The organism is Thauera sp. WH-1, from assembly GCF_047806685.1.
Classification (GTDB): Bacteria; Pseudomonadota; Gammaproteobacteria; order Burkholderiales; family Rhodocyclaceae; genus Thauera.
On sequence record NZ_JBLQGP010000004.1, the window covers coordinates 102,731 to 119,663 of the forward strand.

Genomic DNA, 16,933 nt, shown 5'->3' on the forward strand with positions numbered 1-16,933 from the left:
TCATCCATGGCGGTGGCGGACGCGGTGTTGCGGGGGCGCGAGCAGCGCGGGTGGCGTGCCATGGCCGGTGCAGGACGGTGGCGGCGCGGGCTGCTGCGGGCCTGGCTGCTGGTCGCGCCAGGCCTGGTTTGCGCGGCCACGGACGGGCCGGGCGACGACCGTCGCGGCTACGAGGAGGCGCACTTCCATACCCGCTCGATTGCCGTCGAGGCACGTGCCGGTGCGCCGGCCGACCTCGTCGCCCGTGCCCGCCGCGGGCAGCTGGGCTTGCCGGCGCTCGAGCTGGCCGTACCCGATGCCGTGTTGAGCGCACGCGCGGCGCTCGGGCGCAAGCTGTTCTTCGATCGTCGCCTGTCGCTCAATGGCACGCAGTCCTGCGCGATGTGCCACATCCCGGAGCAAGGCTTCGCCAACAATGAGATCGCGATCGCCGTCGGCATCGAGGGGCGCTCGGTCGGGCGCAATGCGCCCACGCTCTACAACGTCGCGTTCATGCAGGTGCTGTTTCACGATGGACGCGAGCGGACGCTCGAGCAGCAGGCCTGGCAGCCGATGCTGCACCCGAACGAGATGGCGAACCCCTCGATCGGCTTCGTCGTCGACCTGCTCGCCGCGCTGCCCGACTACGCCGGCCTGTTCGAGGCCGCCTTCGACGGGCGCGGCCCGGCGCTCGAGACGGTTGCCGACGCGCTGGCCACCTACCAGCGCCTGCTCGTGTCGGGCGGTTCGCGCTTCGACCGCTGGTACTTCGGCGCCGACAGCGCTGCGCTGGACGCGCGCGAGCGCCGCGGCTTCGCGCTGTTCACCGGACGCGCGCGGTGCGCCGCCTGCCACCTCATTGGCGCGCAGCACGCACTGTTCAGCGATCAGCGCTTTCACAACACCGGCGTCGCCTGGCGCCGATCCGAACGTGCCGGCACCGACGCGGCGCGGGTGTGGCTGCACCCGGGTGTCAGCGTCACGGTGAGCGCGGAGCTCATCCGCGCGGTGGGGCGCCCGCCCGCCCCCGATGCGGGCCGCTACCGCGTCACCCGCAACCCGGCCGATCGCGGCAGCTTCCGCACGCCCGGGCTGCGCAACGTCGCCCTGACCGCGCCCTACATGCACGACGGCGCGTTGCCCACGCTCGCCGCCGTGGTGGCGTTCTACGACCGCGGTGGCGCCCCCGACCCACAGCTCAGCCCCCTGATCGGGCCGCTTGGCTTGTCGGCGGCCGACAGGGCCGACCTGGTGGCCTTTCTCGAGGCCTTGACCGGCGAGTACCGCAGCCTCGTGCTCGACGCCTTTGCCGCTCCCGCCGGCGGCGTCGGCGGCGGCCAGCCGGCCGTGGCGGAGGAAGGGCGATGAAGTCGCGCGGCTTGCTTGCATCGGCGCTCGGCTTTCTGCTGATCACCGGCGCGACATTGAGCGCGCTCGCCGAGCCGATGCAGGCGGTGGCCGGGTCGCCGCTCGCCGCCGAGCTTGCGCTACCGGCCACCGACGGCCGCGAACGCAGGCTTGATGACCTTCGCGGCAAGGTGGTGCTGGTCAATTTCTGGGCGACCTGGTGCGTGCCCTGTCGTACCGAGATGCCGGCGATGGAGCGCCTCTACCGCCAACTGCGAGCACAGGGCCTCGAGATCCTCGCGGTCCACGTCGGCCCCGGCGGCCCGCAGCTGCACAGCTTTCTTGCCGAGGTCCCGGTGTCCTTTCCGGTGCTGGTCGATGCCGACCTCGACCTCAACGGATGGCCGCTCAAGGGGCTCCCCACGACGGTCGTGGTGGATCGCAACGGGCGCCGGACCCATGCCGCGCTTGGAGCGCTCGAGTGGGATTCAGCCCAGATGCGCGCCTTCCTGGCGGACATCCTCGAGCGGCGCTGACGTGCTCGAGGTGCGCGGCCTGCTGGTGCCGGGGCCTTGACTGGCAGCGCATCAGATCGCGCGCAACTGTGATCCTGTACGCGGAGGCCTTGTCCGCGGTGTGCGATGCTTCTCGGCAGGCCCCTGCACCTGCCGCGCCGCGTCCGCTGGATGAGCCGGCCGCTGGGCAGTGATCGATAGCAAGGATGGTGATTGAGGCGAACGCGATGGATGCAATCTCACCCGCAATGAACGCGCTCCCGGCCAGCCTGATGCGGCCGGCCGACGTGCGTCAGCCGCAGCCTGCCCAGCAGGATGCGCAGCTCCAGCAGCAGGAGCCGCGCCTCGGTGAAGCGGCCGGTGCCGCAGCAACTCAACCTGCGCAGTCGAGTGCGGTGGTCACCCTGAGCGCGGTGGCACGCGGCGAGGCAGCCGCGCAAACGCCACCCCAGGCGGCACCGAGCCCGGACAAGGGCACGGTGGAAGCGCGCGCCGTCGAGCAGGCCCGCGCCGCAGCCGCCAGCGGCGATGTGCGCAACAACTACTCGGCCCAGCGTGCGCTGGCCTCCTACGAGGCCATGTCCCAGGTTGGCGCCAATGCCGCGGCGCGTCTGGAGCGGCAGGCGCCGCCGACCCCGCCAGGTCAGCAGGCGGCAGGGGTGTTGCGCACCTGAGCCCAGCGCCCGCGAGGTCCGGGCGGCTTCGGCGCGCGCGTCGATGCCCTACGGTCAGTACGCCGCTTTGGCGGCGCATCGCGTGCCAGCACAGCAGCGCGGCCGGGATGCTTCGGCAAATTCGGTTGTGCGCTTGTCCATCAGAGCCACGCGCACTGATCTTCCTTGTTCCCGCGCACGCGATTCCCGCCCCCGGCGGGCGAATGGCGGTTCTCCTTGCACTGCAGGTTCCCATTGACCCGGTTGCGGCCCACCGTGATCGCCCTGTGGTTCGACAACAGCTGGATGTTGCCGCCGACCTCGGCAGATTCGATCCTTGCTCCGCCGCCCTGCTTGAGCTGGATATTGCCGCCGACCCGGGACCTGATCACCGCGACCTGGCGCGCGCTGTCGGCCTGGATGTTGCCGCCGACGCGGGACCCGGTTAGCGCGACCCGGCGTGCGCCTTCGGCCTGGATATTGCCGCCGACCCTGATGTCGTGCGCTTCCAGGGTGGCGCCGCGGCCGACCTTGATGTTGCCGCCGATGCGGGTGCCGTCGAGCGTGCAGCGCGCGCCCGAGGGCACGCGCAGATTGCCGTCGAGGGCGGCGCGGCCGATGCGGGTGCTGCAGTCGAACTCGCCCGCCTGCGCGGGGCCTGCGAGCAGCGCGGTGCAGAGAATGAGGCTGGCGAAGCAGGGCGTCTTCTTCATGGTGGTTTCCTGTCGAGGCGGGTGTCCCTGGCGAAGGGGCGCTGGAATGTGCCGGATGTGCGGCCCATTCTAGGAGCTGGCCTGCTGCGAAGGCAGCACGCGCTCGTAACAGGATGCGGCGGAGCGACCGGGGCCGCGCCGTCGCACTGTGGCTGCGTGGTCAGCGCGCGGCCCTGCCCACCTGCTTGTCCCGATCGATGCGGAACACCGTGGTCGTGCCGCTGAGCTCGTTGGCCACCACGAGCAGGGGCACACCGGGGAAGATTTCGCCAGCATGACGGCCGGCGTGCTCGCCACGCCTCACGCCTGCTGCGCCCGCGTCAGCGCGGCCAGGTACTTGGCCGGCGGCTGGCCGAGCGCCTTCTTGAACATGGTGATGAAGGCGGTCACCGACTCGTAGCCCAGTTCGGCGGAAACCTGCTGCACCGTGGCGCCGGCGGCGAGGTGGCGCAGCGCCACCAGCAGCTGCAGTTGCTGGCGCCAGCGCCCGAAGCTGAGGCCGGTTTCCCTGAGCATCAGGCGGGCCAGGCTGCGCTCGCTCATCGCGACGCGGCGCGCCCATTCCGGCAGGGTGCTGCGGTCGGCGGGGTTGGCGGTGAGCGCATCGGCGATGCGGCGGATGCGCGCCTCGCTGGAGATTGGCAGGTGGAGCCGCTCGACCGGCATGTCGGGCAAGGTCTCGAGCAGCACCTGGACGAGGCGGGCGCTACGGCTATCCGGGGCGTAGTCGTGGGGCTGGCCGGCGAGGTGGAGGATCAGCTCGCGCACCAGCGGCGAGATCGCCAGGGTGCAGCAGGTCTGCGGCAGGGCCGCGGCGCCCGGTTCGAGGAACAGCAGGCAGATGCGGGCGTTGGGGGTCACGCGATTGCTGTGCGGCAGGTCGCCCGGCACCCACACCGCACAATTGGGCGGGACCATCCAGCGTGCGTTGGGCACCTCGCAGACCACGCCGCCGCGCAGCGCCAGCACCAGTTGGCCCTTGCGATGCTGGTGCACCGGCGCCTCGTTGTCGTTGTCGGAGACGTCGACGCGCAGGGCGATCGCCGGGCGGGTGTTGCGGTCGGGGTCGAAGCTGCGCCAGCTGGCATTCATGGGCGTGTTCATGGCTGGTTTTGAAGATTGTTTGGCAATCTATCCAGATACGCCCAGCCGGTAAATCCCTAAGCTCGGGGCTCTCGCATTCCTTGATGGATGTTCTCCATGAGCCACAGCCCTTCCCTTGCCCTCCGCGACCTGCGCCCGATGCTGCTGCTGGTCGGCATCCTGCTGGTCGCCACCAACCTGCGCGCGCCGATCACCGGACTCGCTCCGGTCCTGTCCTCGATCCAGGATGCGTTTGCGCTCGGCACCGCGCGCGCCGGTCTGCTGACCACGCTGCCACTGCTGGCTTTCGCCCTCGTGTCGCCGCTGGCCCCTTGGCTGGCGCGCCGTGTCGGGCTGGAACGAGCCTTGTTCGGCGCGCTGGCGCTGATCGCGACGGGTATCGTCCTGCGCTCGGCGGGGCAGGCGTGGAGCCTGTTCGCCGGTACCGCGGCGATCGGGGCGGGGATCGCGGTGGGCAACGTGCTGTTGCCCAGCCTGCTGAAGCGCGACTTTCCGAGCCGCATCGCTGCCGTCACCGGTGCCTATGCGCTAACGATGGGCGTCGCCGCCGCGATCGCCTCGGCGGCGATGTTCCCGCTGGCAACAGGCTTGGGCCTGGGCTGGTCCGGCGCACTGCTGACAATGCTGGTGCTGCCGGTGGTGGCGATGCTGCTGTGGTGGCCACAGCTTGGCCCTGCGGCCGCCGCTGCGCCGATCGTCGCCGCGCCGCGCGGTGCTCCGGTCTGGCGTCACGCGCTGGCCTGGCAGGTGACGCTGTTTATGGGGCTGAACTCCTTCGTCTATTACGTGATGATCGGCTGGCTGCCCGCCATCCTGACCAGCCGCGGTTATTCGCCGCTCGAGGCGGGTTCGCTGCATGGCTGGATGCAGCTCGCCTCGGCCGTGCCCGGCCTGCTGCTGGGGCCCTTGACCCAGCGCCTGAAGGATCAGCGCCTGGTCGCGCTGGCGATGTCCCTGCTGGTCGCCGCCGGCCTGCTCGGCCTGCAGCTGCTCCCGCAGCTGGCCGGTCTGTGGGTGGCGTGCTCCGGCTTCGGCTCCGGCGCCTGCATCATCCTGGCGCTGATGTTCATGGGCCTGCGCACCGACAACGCGCGCCAGGCGGCCGCCCTGTCGGGCATGGCGCAATGCGTCGGCTACCTCCTTGCCGCCTTCGGCCCGCCGCTGATCGGCGGCGTGCGCGAGCTCTCGCAGGACTGGAGCCTGGCGCTGACGCTGTGCGTGGCCTTGTCGCTGGCGATGGCGGTGTTCGGGATGCTGGCCGGGCGCGACCGGCGCATCCATGAGGACGACGGCGGGCGCGCTGCCCCTTCGGCTTGAACGGAAATGCGCTGTGATGCGATTGCCGCCGGCGGGGGCTGGCTCGGCCCGCGCCTGCGCTTCGATGCTCACTGTCCGCCATGGACTTCGGCGAACTTGCGCTCCATCTCACGCCGCATCGCCCGGCGCAGCTCGGCTTCGGCGAAGCGGCGGCGTTCGTCTGCGGTCTGAGGATTCAGCGGCACCACCTTGGTCGGCCGGCCGTCGTCATCGACCGCGATCATGGTGAAGAAGCAGCTATTCACATGGCGGACGACCTTGGCGCGGATGTCCTCGGCGACGACCTTGATGCCCACCTCCATCGACGAGTTGCCGGTGTGGTTGACCGAGGCGAGGAAGGTGACCAGTTCGCCGACCTGGATCGGCTGGCGGAACATCACCTGGTCGACGCTGAGCGTGACCACGTAGTGGCCGGCGTAGCGGCTGGCGCAGGCATAGGCCACCTGGTCGAGCAGCTTGAGGATGGCGCCGCCGTGGACCTTGCCCGAGAAGTTGGCGGTGTCGGGCGTCATCAGCACGGTCATGGTGAGCTGGTGGGCGGGGAGGTCCATGGCAGGGTCTCGCGGTGATGGAGGAGGCATGCCGGGGTGCCTGGATTGAGGCTGCGCGATGCGCGCTGCAGGCCGCGCGAGGCCCCGGTCTGGCTGGGCAGTGTCGCCTCCGCCGAGGTGGGACGCAAGCCAGGGGTGTCAAGGCAGCCTGGCGCCCGGATCACGGCCGACGTGCCGCGGAGACGGTGATCTCACGCGGCGCGAGCGGTAAACGCTGGAAACCGTCCTTTCGGAACGGTCTCGTTGGAGCAGGCTGGCTGGCGCCGGATCAGCGCGTCTTGCGACGCAGACCGGCCAGACCTACCAGGCCCAGGCCAAGCAGGGCAAGCGAGCCGGGTTCGGGAACCGGGTTCGCGGTCGAGGTGCTGTCGCTGTAGGTGTAGGTCACCCGGGCGCCGCAGCCCGCTTGCGTGGCCTGGTTCACCGAGATGTTGCCGCCCCCGCCGACCTGGGTATTGCTCACCAGGCTTTCGCAGTTGAGGGTGAGCGCATCGGTGCCGATGAAGGCGGCAAAGTTTGCGGCGTCGACACTGAGGACGAGCGACTTGCCGACGTCGACCGTGCCGAGTTCATAGGTCTGGCCTGCCTCGATGAGGATTCGACCCAGCCCGTCAGCGCCGGTGATCGTGCCGGTGTCAAACAGAGCGAGCTGGATGATTTCGGCCAGCGGCCCCCCCGAGAAGACCAGATTCAGCGTGCTCGTGAAGCCGAAGTTCTGTGCTTGCGCCGCATTGTTCTGGATCGATGCGGTGGAGATGGCCTGGCCGAGCAACTCGAGCGAGATCGATTCGAGGGTGCCGAGCGTCGAGTCGAACATGCCCAGGCTGAGGTTCTGGTTGATCTCGGTGGTGGCCAGATTGAGCGGGGCTTCGAATGAGATCACGGCGGCGTTGGCGCTGAGACCCAGGGTGGCGAATGCGAGGGCGAGTGCGGTGTGCTTCATGTGGACCGGGTGACTCCATGTGGGCTGATCGGACCGCCTGGAAGGCGCGGTGATCCGCAAGGAGCAAGAGGCGGGCCACATTATGCATACCATTGATGCATAAGAAGAGTTTGCATATGGAATTTCCTGGAATTCGCCGGGGTGTAAGAAATGCCGACGGCGGTGCCGGTGTCGCCGGGGCGCAGGTGGCCATGGTCAGGATGGTGGAATTTCTTCCTGCTGCCTACCTTCCCTGAACGCGCTCGGCGCGCGCCCCGTCCACTCGCGAAACGCCCGCGCAAAGCTCTTCTCGCTGTCGAAGCCCACCGCAGCCGCGATCTGCTTCACCGGCCGGCGTGTCTGCAGCAGCAGCCTGATCGCGCGCTCGCGCCGCGCCTCGTTCTTCAGTCGCTGCAGCGACACCCCCTCTTCCTTCAGCTGCCGGTGCAGGGTGCGCACCGAGGTGTTGAGCTGGGCCGCAATGTCCTCGGCGGTCTGAGCCGCAGCCGGGTCGGCGGCGAGAACTTGGGCGACGCTGTGCACCAGCAGGCGGTCGCGGCGGTATTGCAGCACGGTGAGCGGCAGGGCGCGCTGCAGCATGGTCTGCAGGGCCTTCTCGTCGCGGCGCACCGGCAGCGCCAGATAGCGCGCATCGAAGGCGAGGCCGGCGGACTCGGCGGCAAAGCGCGCCGGGCCGGCAAAGAGGTAGGCGTAGGCATCGGCGTGGGCCGGCGCGGGGAAGGGGAACGCCGCCTCGCTGAGTGCGATGCGCGAATCCACCAGCCAGCACGCGTAGCCGAGCAGGTAGCGCAGCGTGCTGACCAGGCAGAACTCGCGCAGCTCGCCGAGCTCGGCGTTCTCGGTGACGCGGATCGTGGCCAGGCCCGCGCGCTGCGCCAGCGCGAAGACGATGTCCTCGGTGAGCAGGCGGTGGTGGCGGCACCAGCGCTTGAGCGCCACCTCCAGCGTCGGCGAGGTGATCGAGGCGCGGCACAGCATGCCGTAGCTGCCCCACGGCAGCCGGCGCGAGAACCAGCCCAGCGCCTCGTCGTCCAGCTCCTGCATCGCCAGCCCCGACATCACTTCCATCTGCGCGGCGGTGACGCGCGCGGCCGGGTCGTCCAGCAGCGCAGGCGGGATCTGTGCCTGCGCCAGCGCGCTGGCCGGATCCATGCCCCGGCGGCGATACCCGGTGACGATCGCGCGGATGAAGGCGATCGGCGTGGCGGCGCGGCCGCGGGTGAGTTCGGCGGGCGAGGGGGCGAGGATCTTCATGTGCCGGAATGCTAGTCCGTGTGGCACGAATTGCAACCATGATGGCACTCGTCGTCCGCCGCGTGCCGCTAATCTCCGACCATCCCCGGGCAGGCGCCGTCCATAATGGATTTGCCGCGTGGATTTACCGCGCACCGCCCGCTGCGCCAGGACAACCTCGAGAAGGAGACACCCCATGAACGTGCCCAGCCTGAACTTCAACCTCGGCGAGACCATCGACGCCCTGCGCGATACCTTGCAGGCCTTCTGCGCGGCCGAGATCGCGCCGCGCGCGGCCGAGATCGACCGCGTCAATGAGTTTCCCGCCGACCTGTGGAAGAAGCTCGGCGACCTCGGCGTGCATGGCATGACGGTGAGCGAGGAGTACGGCGGCACCGACATGGGCTACCTCGCCCACATCGTGGCGATGGAAGAGATCTCGCGCGCCTCGGCCTCGGTGGGCCTCTCGTACGGCGCGCACTCCAATCTGTGCATCAACCAGATCCGTCGCAACGGCACCGAGGCGCAGAAGCAGAAGTACCTGCCCAAGCTGATCTCGGGCGAGCACGTCGGCGCGCTGGCGATGTCCGAGCCCAATGCCGGCTCGGACGTGGTGAGCATGAAGCTGCGCGCCGACCGCAAGGGCGACCATTTCGTCCTCAACGGCGCCAAGATGTGGATCACCAACGGCGGCGACGCCGACACCCTGGTGGTCTACGCCAAGACCGACATCAACGCCGGCCCCAAGGGCATCACCGCCTTCATCATCGAAAAGGGTATGAAGGGCTTCACCTGCGGCACCCACCTCGACAAGCTCGGCATGCGCGGTTCCAACACCTATCCGCTGTTCTTCGACGACGTCGAGGTGCCGGTCGAGAACGTGCTCGGCGGCGAGGCCAACATCGGCCGCGGCGTGCAGGTGCTGATGTCCGGCCTGGACTACGAGCGCGCGGTGCTGTCGGGCGGCCCGCTCGGCATCATGGCCGCGTGCATGGACGCGGTCGTGCCCTACATGCATGAGCGCAAGCAGTTCGACACCCCGATCGGCGAGTTCCAGCTCATGCAGGGCAAGATCGCCGACATGTACTCCACCTGGAGCGCCTGCCGCGCCTACGCCTACGCCGTGGGCCAGGCCTGCGACCGCATCGACCACGCGCGCACGCTGCGCAAGGACGCCGCCGGCGTGATCCTGTACACCGCCGAGAAGGCCACCTGGATGGCGGGCGAGGCGATCCAGGCCCTGGGCGGCGTGGGCTACACCAACGAGTACTCGGTGGGCCGCCTGTGGCGCGACGCCAAGCTGTACGAGATCGGCGCCGGCACCAGCGAGATCCGCCGCATGCTGATCGGCCGCGAGCTGTTTTCCGAAACCCGTTGAGCGGAGCGTCTGCGATGAGCGTGATCAAATCCAGCATCAACACCCGCGGCGAGGACTTCCAGGCCAACGCCGCCAGCCTGCGCGCCCAGGTCGAGGATCTGCGTGCCAAGGCGGCCCAGGTCAGCCTCGGCGGCGGCGAGTCGGCGCGCGCCAAGCACACCGCGCGCGGCAAGCTGCTGCCGCGCGACCGCGTCGGCCACCTGCTCGACCCCGGCACGCCCTTCCTCGAGGTCGGCCAGATGGCGGCCTGGGGCATGTATGACGACGAGGCGCCGAGCGCCGGTGTCATCACCGGCATCGGCCGCGTGCAGGGCGTCGAGTGCATGATCGTGGCCAACGACGCCACGGTGAAGGGCGGCACCTACTACCCGATGACGGTCAAGAAGCACCTGCGCGCGCAGGAGATCGCCGAGCAGAACAACCTGCCCTGCATCTACCTGGTCGACTCGGGCGGTGCCTTCCTGCCCAGGCAGGACGAGGTCTTCCCCGACCGCGACCACTTCGGCCGCATCTTCTACAACCAGGCCAACATGTCGGCCAAGGGCATCCCGCAGGTCGCGGTGGTGATGGGTTCGTGCACCGCGGGTGGCGCCTACGTGCCGGCGATGTCGGACGAGACCGTCATCGTCAAGAACCAGGGCACGATCTTCCTCGGCGGCCCGCCGCTGGTGAAGGCGGCCACCGGCGAGGTGGTGAGCGCCGAGGATCTGGGCGGCGGCGATGTGCACACCCGGCTCTCGGGCGTGGCCGACCACCTGGCCGAGAACGACGCCCACGCGCTCTACATCGCGCGCCGCATCGTCTCCAACCTCAACCGCACCAAGCCGATCAACATGGCGTTGGGGCAGGGCGAAGAGCCGCTGTACGACCCGGAAGAGATCTACGGCATCATCCCCAGCGACACCCGCAAGCCCTTCGACGTGCGCGAGATCATCGCCCGCGTGGTCGATGGCTCGCGCTTCGACGAGTTCAAGGCGAGGTACGGCACCACCCTGGTGTGCGGCTTCGCCCAGCTCCACGGCTACCCGGTGGGCATCGTCGCCAACAACGGCATCCTGTTCGGCGAATCGGCGCAGAAGGGCGCGCACTTCATCGAGCTGTGCGGCCAGCGCGGCATCCCGCTGCTGTTCCTGCAGAACATCACCGGCTTCATGGTCGGCCGCAAGTACGAGAACGGCGGCATCGCCAAGGACGGCGCCAAGATGGTGACGGCCGTTGCCACCGTGCAGGTGCCCAAGATCACCATGCTCATCGGTGGCTCCTTCGGCGCCGGCAACTACGGCATGTGCGGCCGCGCCTACAGCCCGCGCTTCCTGTGGATGTGGCCGAATTCGCGCATCAGCGTGATGGGCGGCGAGCAGGCGGCGAGCGTGCTGTCCACCGTGCGCCGCGACGGCATCGAGGCCAAGGGCGGGAGCTGGAGCAAGGAAGAGGAAGAGGCCTTCAAGGCGCCGATCCGCGAGCAGTACGAGTTCCAGGGCCATCCCTACTACGCCACCGCGCGCATGTGGGACGACGGCGTGGTCGATCCGGCGCAGACGCGGCGCATCCTGGGGCTGTCGCTGTCGGCCGCGCTCAACGCGCCGATCCAGCCGACCAAGTTCGGCGTGTTCCGGATGTAATGCCGCAATGCGAGGTCTAGAATGGCCATGTAAATAGCCATAAAGGAGGCGCAGATGATCTCGATTGCCGATGCGAAGAACCGCTTGCCGGCGCTGATCCATCAGGCCGAGGCGGGTGAGCCGGTCACCATCACCCGCCGCGGCAAGCCGGTGGCGGTGGTGCTTGCGGTCCAGGAATACGAACGCATGCGTGTCGCGACGACCGCGCGCCCGTCGTTCTGGGACGTCGTGCAGGAGGTGAGAGCGAAGCTCGCTGCCGAGGATGCGTTTCCTGACTGGACGGACGAAGAGATCGACAGCTGGCGCGACAGGACGATCTACGAGCCTCGCTGCGACTTCAGCGGACCCGAATATGACTGGGCCGGGGGCGTTGCAGACGACGCGGAAGGGCCCGATGTGAAACAAGAGCGTGCGTGATGGGGGTGTCGTTTCTGCTGGATACCAATGTGCTGTCCGAATTGCTCAAGCCGCGGGTCGATCCTGGGGTTGCGCGTCGCTTTTCGCGTGATGGAAACGACTGCGCGATTGCGTCGGTCGTTTGGCACGAGTTGCTGTGTGGCGCCTTGCGCTCCCCGAGTGTCAGGCGGGGGGAGATGCTGGTACGGGCTTATCGTGACATTGTCATCGGCTCCAGCGTGCAGATATTGCCGTACGACGAGACTGCAGCCACCTGGCACGCGAGAGAGCGTGCCCGCCTCCTTGGGCTTGGGCGGCCGCAGCCCTACCCGGATAGCCAGATCGCTGCCATCGCTGCCACCCGGAACCTGACCCTGGTCACGCGCAATACGCGCGACTTCGAATGCTTCGACGGGCTGAGACTGGAAAACTGGTTCGAAGCCGGAAAGGACTGAAACGCCCCTTGAGGCGAGGAGACACGATGTACGAAACACTGGAGATTCAACGCGACGGTGGCGTGGCGACGATCTGGATGAACCGTCCAGACGTGCACAACGCCTTCAACGCGCAACTGATCGCCGACCTGACGACCGCCTGCATCGCGCTCGATGCCGATGATTCGGTGCGCGCCGTGGTGCTGGCCGGGCGGGGAAAGAGCTTTTCCGCCGGCGCCGACCTCAACTGGATGAAGGCCGCCGGCGAGGCGAGCGAGGCGGAGAACTTCGCCGACGCGATGAAGCTCGCCGGCATGCTGCGCACGCTGGCCGAGATGAACAAGCCCACCATCGCGCGCGTGCATGGCGCGGCGCTGGGCGGCGGCATGGGGCTGGCGAGCGCCTGCGACATCTGCATCGCCGGGGACCGCGCGGTGTTCGCGACCTCCGAGGTCAAGTTCGGGATCATCCCGTCGGCGATCAGCCCCTACGTGATCCGCGCCATCGGCGAGCGCCAGGCCTACCGCTACTTCCAGACCGCCGAGCGCATCAACGCGGCACGCGCGGCCGATCTGGGTCTGGCGCACGAGGCGGTGGCCACCGAGGAACTGGATGCCAAGGTCAAGGAAGTGGTCGAGGCCCTGCTGCAGGGCGGCCCGAAGTCGCAGGCCGCGGCCAAGGACCTGATCCGCGCGGTGGCCAACCGGCCGGTGAGCGACGCGGTGGTGGAAGACACCGCGCGCCGCATCGCCAGCCTGCGTGCCACGCCCGAGGCCAAGGAAGGGCTGGCCGCCTTCCTCGACAAGCGCCCGGCGGCCTGGATTGCCTAGTTGGCTGCGGGCGTGTCTCGCCAACGACACGTCCGCCCGTATCGATGCAGCGCCTGTTTGCCGTGGGAGCGGGCACACCCCCGAATCGCCCTGACGGCCCGCCCTACGAACACAAGGTTTGGAGACATCATGTTTGACAAGATCCTGATCGCAAACCGCGGTGAAATCGCCTGCCGCGTCATCAAGACCGCCCGCCGCATGGGCATCAAGACCGTCGCGGTGTATTCCGAGGCCGACGCCAAGGCCCGTCACGTGCGCCTGGCCGACGAGGCGGTGCTGCTCGGCCCGGCGGCGGCGCGCGAGTCCTACCTGGTGATCGACAAGATCATCGCCGCGGCCAAGGCCACCGGCGCCCAGGCCATCCACCCCGGCTACGGCTTCCTGTCCGAGAACGAGGACTTCTGCCACGCCTGCGAGCGCGAAGGCATCGTCTTCATCGGCCCGCCGGTGTCGGCGATCCGCGCCATGGGCTCGAAGTCCGAGGCCAAGAAGCTGATGGAAGCGGCCGGCGTGCCGCTCACCCCGGGCTACCACGGCGATGACCAGGCGCCCGCATATCTGCACCAGCAGGCCGACGCGATCGGCTACCCGGTGCTGATCAAGGCCGCGGCCGGCGGCGGCGGCAAGGGCATGCGTCTGGTGGAGCGCTCCGAGGACTTCATCGACCTGCTGGCCTCGTGCAAGCGCGAGGCGATCTCCAGCTTCGGCGACGACCACGTGCTGGTCGAGAAGTACATCACCAAGCCGCGCCACATCGAGATCCAGGTCTTCGGCGACACCCACGGCAACGTGGTGTACCTGTTCGAGCGCGACTGCTCGGTGCAGCGCCGCCACCAGAAGGTGCTGGAAGAAGCGCCCGCGCCCGGCATGACGCCCGAGCGCCGCGCGGCGATGGGCAAGGCTGCGGTCGATGCCGCCAAGGCGGTGGGCTACGTCGGCGCCGGCACGGTGGAGTTCATCGCCAACCAGGACGGCTCCTTCTACTTCATGGAGATGAACACTCGCCTGCAGGTTGAGCACCCGGTCACCGAGATGATCACCGGGCTGGACCTGGTCGAATGGCAGCTGCGCGTCGCCTCGGGCGAGAAACTGCCGCTGGCGCAGGAGCAACTCGCGATCCGCGGCCACGCGCTGGAGGCGCGCATCTACGCCGAGGACCCGGCCAAGGGTTTCCTGCCTTCCACCGGCAAGCTGGTGCACCTTGCGCCGCCGGCCGAGAGCCTGCACGTGCGCGTCGACACCGGCGTCGAGGAGGGCGACGAGATCAGCCCGCACTACGACCCGATGATCGCCAAGCTGATCGTGTGGGACATCAACCGCGACCGCGCGCTCGCCCGCATGCTGCAGGCGCTGGCCGACTACCGCGTGGTGGGCGTGGCCAACAACATCGAGTTCCTGTCGCGCCTGACTGCCTGCCCGGCGTTTTCCGGTGCCGACCTCGACACCGGCCTGATCGAGCGCGAGAAGGCCTATCTGTTCCCGGCTGACGAGGGTGTGCCCGACGAGGTCTTCCAGATCGCTGCGCTCGCCGAGCTGCTGCGCGAGGCGGCGCTGGCCGACAAGCGCGCCCAGCGCACCGCGGACGCGCGCTCGCCCTGGCATGCGCGCGACGGCTGGCGCATGAACGCCACCGCGCGCCGCACCTTGCTGTTCCGCCATGGCGAGGCCGACCGCGCAATCGAGGTCGCCTACCTGCCCGGCGCATACCGGCTGACGATCGATGGCCGCAGCGTCGAGGCGCGCGGCGAACTCAACCCGCGCGGCCTGCTGCGCGTGGAACTCGACGGCACGCGCATGGACGCCACCGTGATCGCCGCCGCCGGCCGCCGTCACGTCTTCGCCAAGGGCCGCGCCTGGCAACTCGCCGCGGTCGATCCGCTGCACCACGGCGGTGAGGGTGGCGGCGCCGAAGGCGGCCTGCTGGCGCCGATGCCGGGCAAGGTCATCGCGTTGGTCGCCGCCGAGGGCGCGAAGGTGGAGAAGGGCGCGCCGCTGCTGATCCTGGAGGCGATGAAGATGGAGCACACCATCACCGCGCCTGCGGCCGGTACGGTCAAGGCCTTCCGCTTCGGCGTCGGCGACCAGGTTGGCGACGGCGCCGAGCTGGTGGAATTCGAAGCCGCCGCCTGAGCGATGCGCAAGTCACGAACGAACTGGGTGGAACGGAGCGCGATCCGGCCGCAAGAGCCGGCGCGCCCTGCATGGAGTGGAGAGACAACCTGATGAGCAGTACGCAGAGCTATGTCCACGGCGCCTCCGACAGGGAGCTGATCGGCCAGACCATCGGCCGCTTCTTCGACGAGGCCTGCGCCCGCCACGCCGAGCGCGAGGCCCTGGTGGTACGCCACCAGAACGTGCGCCTCACCTACGCGCAGCTGAAGAGCCGCGTCGACGCCCTCGCCTGCGGGCTGATGCGCCTCGGCCTCGCGCCGGGCGAGCGCATCGGCATCTGGTCGCAGAACAACATGGAGTGGGCGCTGACCCAGTTTGCCGCCGCCAAGGCCGGGCTGGTGCTGGTCAACATCAACCCCGCCTACCGCCGCTCCGAGCTCGAGTACGCGCTCAACAAGGTCGGCTGCCGCGCGCTCGTGCTGTCGCCCGCCTTCAAGACCAGCAACTACCTCGAGATGATCGCCGACCTCGCCCCCGAGCTCGGCCACTGCGAGCCCGGCCTGCTGCGCAGCCACCGCCTGCCCAGCCTGGAGATGGTGATCCGCATGGGCACGGACACCTCGCCCGGCATGCTCAACTTCGACGAACTGCTGCGCGCACCCGGCCGCGAGGAGCTGACCGCGCTCGCCGTGCTGTCCGAGAAGCTGCAGTTCGACGACCCGATCAACATCCAGTTCACCTCCGGCACCACCGGCCACCCCAAGGGCGCGACGCTGTCGCACCACAACATCCTCAACAACGGCTTCTTCGTGGGCGAGGCGATCAAGCTCGTGCCCGGCGACCGCCTGTGCATCCCGGTGCCGCTGTACCACTGTTTCGGCATGGTGATGGGCAACCTCGGCTGCCTGACCCACGGCGCGACCATGGTGTATCCGGCCGAGGCCTTCGAGCCGCTGGCGGTGCTGGAGACGGTGGCGCAGGAGAAATGCACCGCCCTCTACGGTGTGCCGACCATGTTCATCGCCGCGCTCGACCATCCGCGCTTCGCCGAGTTCGATCTCTCCAGCCTGCGCACCGGCATCATGGCCGGCAGCCCGTGCCCGATCGAGGTCATGAAGCGGGTGATCGGCAAGATGAACATGGCCGAGGTGACGATCGCCTACGGCATGACCGAGACCTCGCCGGTGAGCTTCCAGAGCGGCACCGACGATCCCCTGGACCGCCGCGTGTCCACCGTGGGCCGCGTCCAGCCGCATCTGGAAGTGAAGATCGTCGACACCGAAGGCCGCATCGTGCCGCGCGGCCAGGCGGGCGAATTGTGCACCCGCGGCTACTCGGTAATGCTCGGCTACTGGGGCGACGAGGCCAAGACGAAGGAGGCGATCGACGCCGGCGGCTGGATGCACACCGGCGACCTCGCGGTGATCGATGACGAGGGCTTCTGCAACATCGTCGGCCGCATCAAGGACATGGTGATCCGCGGCGGCGAGAACATCTACCCGCGCGAGATCGAGGAGTTCCTCTACGCCCATCCCAAGGTGCTCGACGTCCAGGTGGTCGGCATCCCCGACCAGAAGTACGGCGAGGAGCTGTGCGCCTGGATCATTCTGCGCGAGGGCGAACACCTTTCTGAAGACGAGGTGCGCGCCTATTGCCAGGGCCAGATCGCGCACTACAAGATCCCGCGCTACATCCGCTTCGTCGACAGCTTCCCGATGACGGTGACCGGCAAGATCCAGAAGTTCCTGATCCGCCAGAAGATGAAGGAAGAGCTCGGGCTCGATGAGGCGAAGACCGCCTGAGCGC

At 68.8% G+C, this 16,933-nt stretch carries 17 protein-coding genes; 11 read left to right on the forward strand and 6 right to left on the reverse strand.

Annotated elements, in window-relative coordinates; all coding sequences use genetic code 11:
- Positions 1 to 6: 6 nt before the first annotated feature.
- From ACMV5O_RS06050 to ACMV5O_RS06060, 3 genes are all read left to right on the forward strand, one after another.
- Positions 7 to 1,347, forward strand: a complete 1,341-nt coding sequence (locus ACMV5O_RS06050; RefSeq protein WP_416162651.1) for a cytochrome-c peroxidase — start codon at positions 7 to 9, stop codon at positions 1,345 to 1,347.
- The gene (locus ACMV5O_RS06055) at positions 1,344 to 1,862 is read left to right on the forward strand and encodes a TlpA disulfide reductase family protein (RefSeq protein WP_416162652.1); all 519 of its coding nucleotides are present in this window, start codon (positions 1,344 to 1,346) and stop codon (positions 1,860 to 1,862) included. Before ACMV5O_RS06050 ends, ACMV5O_RS06055 begins: the two co-directional genes overlap by 4 nt.
- Before the next feature lie 227 nt (positions 1,863 to 2,089).
- Positions 2,090 to 2,515: a hypothetical protein gene (locus tag ACMV5O_RS06060; RefSeq protein ID WP_416162653.1), complete on the forward strand. Its 426-nt coding sequence runs from the start codon at positions 2,090 to 2,092 to the stop codon at positions 2,513 to 2,515.
- Positions 2,516 to 2,655: 140 nt separating this feature from the next.
- On the opposite strand, the gene ACMV5O_RS06065 is transcribed toward ACMV5O_RS06060, so the two are convergent.
- From ACMV5O_RS06065 to ACMV5O_RS06075, 3 genes are all read right to left on the reverse strand, one after another.
- A complete protein-coding gene (locus ACMV5O_RS06065) occupies positions 2,656 to 3,207 on the reverse strand; it encodes a hypothetical protein (RefSeq protein ID WP_416162654.1) in 552 nt (183 codons plus the stop codon).
- Positions 3,208 to 3,367: 160 nt separating this feature from the next.
- Positions 3,368 to 3,511, reverse strand: a complete 144-nt coding sequence (locus ACMV5O_RS06070; RefSeq protein ID WP_416162655.1) for a hypothetical protein — start codon at positions 3,509 to 3,511, stop codon at positions 3,368 to 3,370.
- Positions 3,508 to 4,299: an AraC family transcriptional regulator gene (locus ACMV5O_RS06075; RefSeq protein WP_416162656.1), complete on the reverse strand. Its 792-nt coding sequence runs from the start codon at positions 4,297 to 4,299 to the stop codon at positions 3,508 to 3,510. Before ACMV5O_RS06075 ends, ACMV5O_RS06070 begins: the two co-directional genes overlap by 4 nt.
- Positions 4,300 to 4,407: 108 nt before the next feature.
- Here ACMV5O_RS06075 and ACMV5O_RS06080 point away from each other — a divergent pair, with 108 nt between their 5' ends.
- The gene (locus ACMV5O_RS06080) at positions 4,408 to 5,628 is read left to right on the forward strand and encodes an MFS transporter (RefSeq protein WP_416162657.1); all 1,221 of its coding nucleotides are present in this window, start codon (positions 4,408 to 4,410) and stop codon (positions 5,626 to 5,628) included.
- Between the two features lie 68 nt (positions 5,629 to 5,696).
- Here the strand turns inward: ACMV5O_RS06080 and ACMV5O_RS06085 are convergent, their stop codons facing one another.
- From ACMV5O_RS06085 to ACMV5O_RS06095, 3 genes are all read right to left on the reverse strand, one after another.
- The gene (locus tag ACMV5O_RS06085) at positions 5,697 to 6,179 is read right to left on the reverse strand and encodes an acyl-CoA thioesterase (RefSeq protein ID WP_416162658.1); all 483 of its coding nucleotides are present in this window, start codon (positions 6,177 to 6,179) and stop codon (positions 5,697 to 5,699) included.
- A 268-nt stretch (positions 6,180 to 6,447) separates the two neighbouring features.
- Positions 6,448 to 7,122 carry a choice-of-anchor E domain-containing protein gene (locus tag ACMV5O_RS06090; protein WP_416162659.1) on the reverse strand — a complete coding sequence of 225 codons (675 nt, stop codon included), beginning with the start codon at positions 7,120 to 7,122 and terminating at the stop codon, positions 6,448 to 6,450.
- A gap of 195 nt (positions 7,123 to 7,317) precedes the next feature.
- The gene (locus tag ACMV5O_RS06095) at positions 7,318 to 8,376 is read right to left on the reverse strand and encodes an AraC family transcriptional regulator (protein WP_416162660.1); all 1,059 of its coding nucleotides are present in this window, start codon (positions 8,374 to 8,376) and stop codon (positions 7,318 to 7,320) included.
- A 175-nt stretch (positions 8,377 to 8,551) separates the two neighbouring features.
- Between ACMV5O_RS06095 and ACMV5O_RS06100 the strand changes: the two genes are divergently transcribed.
- From ACMV5O_RS06100 to ACMV5O_RS06130, 7 genes are all read left to right on the forward strand, one after another.
- Positions 8,552 to 9,733 carry an isovaleryl-CoA dehydrogenase gene (locus ACMV5O_RS06100; RefSeq protein WP_416162661.1) on the forward strand — a complete coding sequence of 394 codons (1,182 nt, stop codon included), beginning with the start codon at positions 8,552 to 8,554 and terminating at the stop codon, positions 9,731 to 9,733.
- Positions 9,734 to 9,747: 14 nt separating this feature from the next.
- Positions 9,748 to 11,355 carry a carboxyl transferase domain-containing protein gene (locus tag ACMV5O_RS06105; RefSeq protein WP_416162662.1) on the forward strand — a complete coding sequence of 536 codons (1,608 nt, stop codon included), beginning with the start codon at positions 9,748 to 9,750 and terminating at the stop codon, positions 11,353 to 11,355.
- A gap of 54 nt (positions 11,356 to 11,409) precedes the next feature.
- The gene (locus ACMV5O_RS06110; protein ID WP_416162663.1) at positions 11,410 to 11,772 is read left to right on the forward strand and encodes a type II toxin-antitoxin system Phd/YefM family antitoxin; all 363 of its coding nucleotides are present in this window, start codon (positions 11,410 to 11,412) and stop codon (positions 11,770 to 11,772) included.
- On the forward strand, positions 11,772 to 12,206 hold the full coding sequence (locus ACMV5O_RS06115; RefSeq protein WP_416162664.1) for a type II toxin-antitoxin system VapC family toxin: 435 nt from the start codon (positions 11,772 to 11,774) through the stop codon (positions 12,204 to 12,206). Before ACMV5O_RS06110 ends, ACMV5O_RS06115 begins: the two co-directional genes overlap by 1 nt.
- Positions 12,207 to 12,232: 26 nt before the next feature.
- On the forward strand, positions 12,233 to 13,015 hold the full coding sequence (locus tag ACMV5O_RS06120; protein WP_416162665.1) for an enoyl-CoA hydratase/isomerase family protein: 783 nt from the start codon (positions 12,233 to 12,235) through the stop codon (positions 13,013 to 13,015).
- 129 nt (positions 13,016 to 13,144) lie between these two features.
- Positions 13,145 to 15,145, forward strand: coding sequence for an acetyl-CoA carboxylase biotin carboxylase subunit (locus ACMV5O_RS06125; RefSeq protein WP_416162666.1), 2,001 nt, complete (start codon positions 13,145 to 13,147; stop codon positions 15,143 to 15,145).
- 92 nt (positions 15,146 to 15,237) lie between these two features.
- A complete protein-coding gene (locus tag ACMV5O_RS06130) occupies positions 15,238 to 16,929 on the forward strand; it encodes an AMP-binding protein (protein ID WP_416162667.1) in 1,692 nt (563 codons plus the stop codon).
- The last annotated feature ends 4 nt before the right edge of the window (positions 16,930 to 16,933 follow it).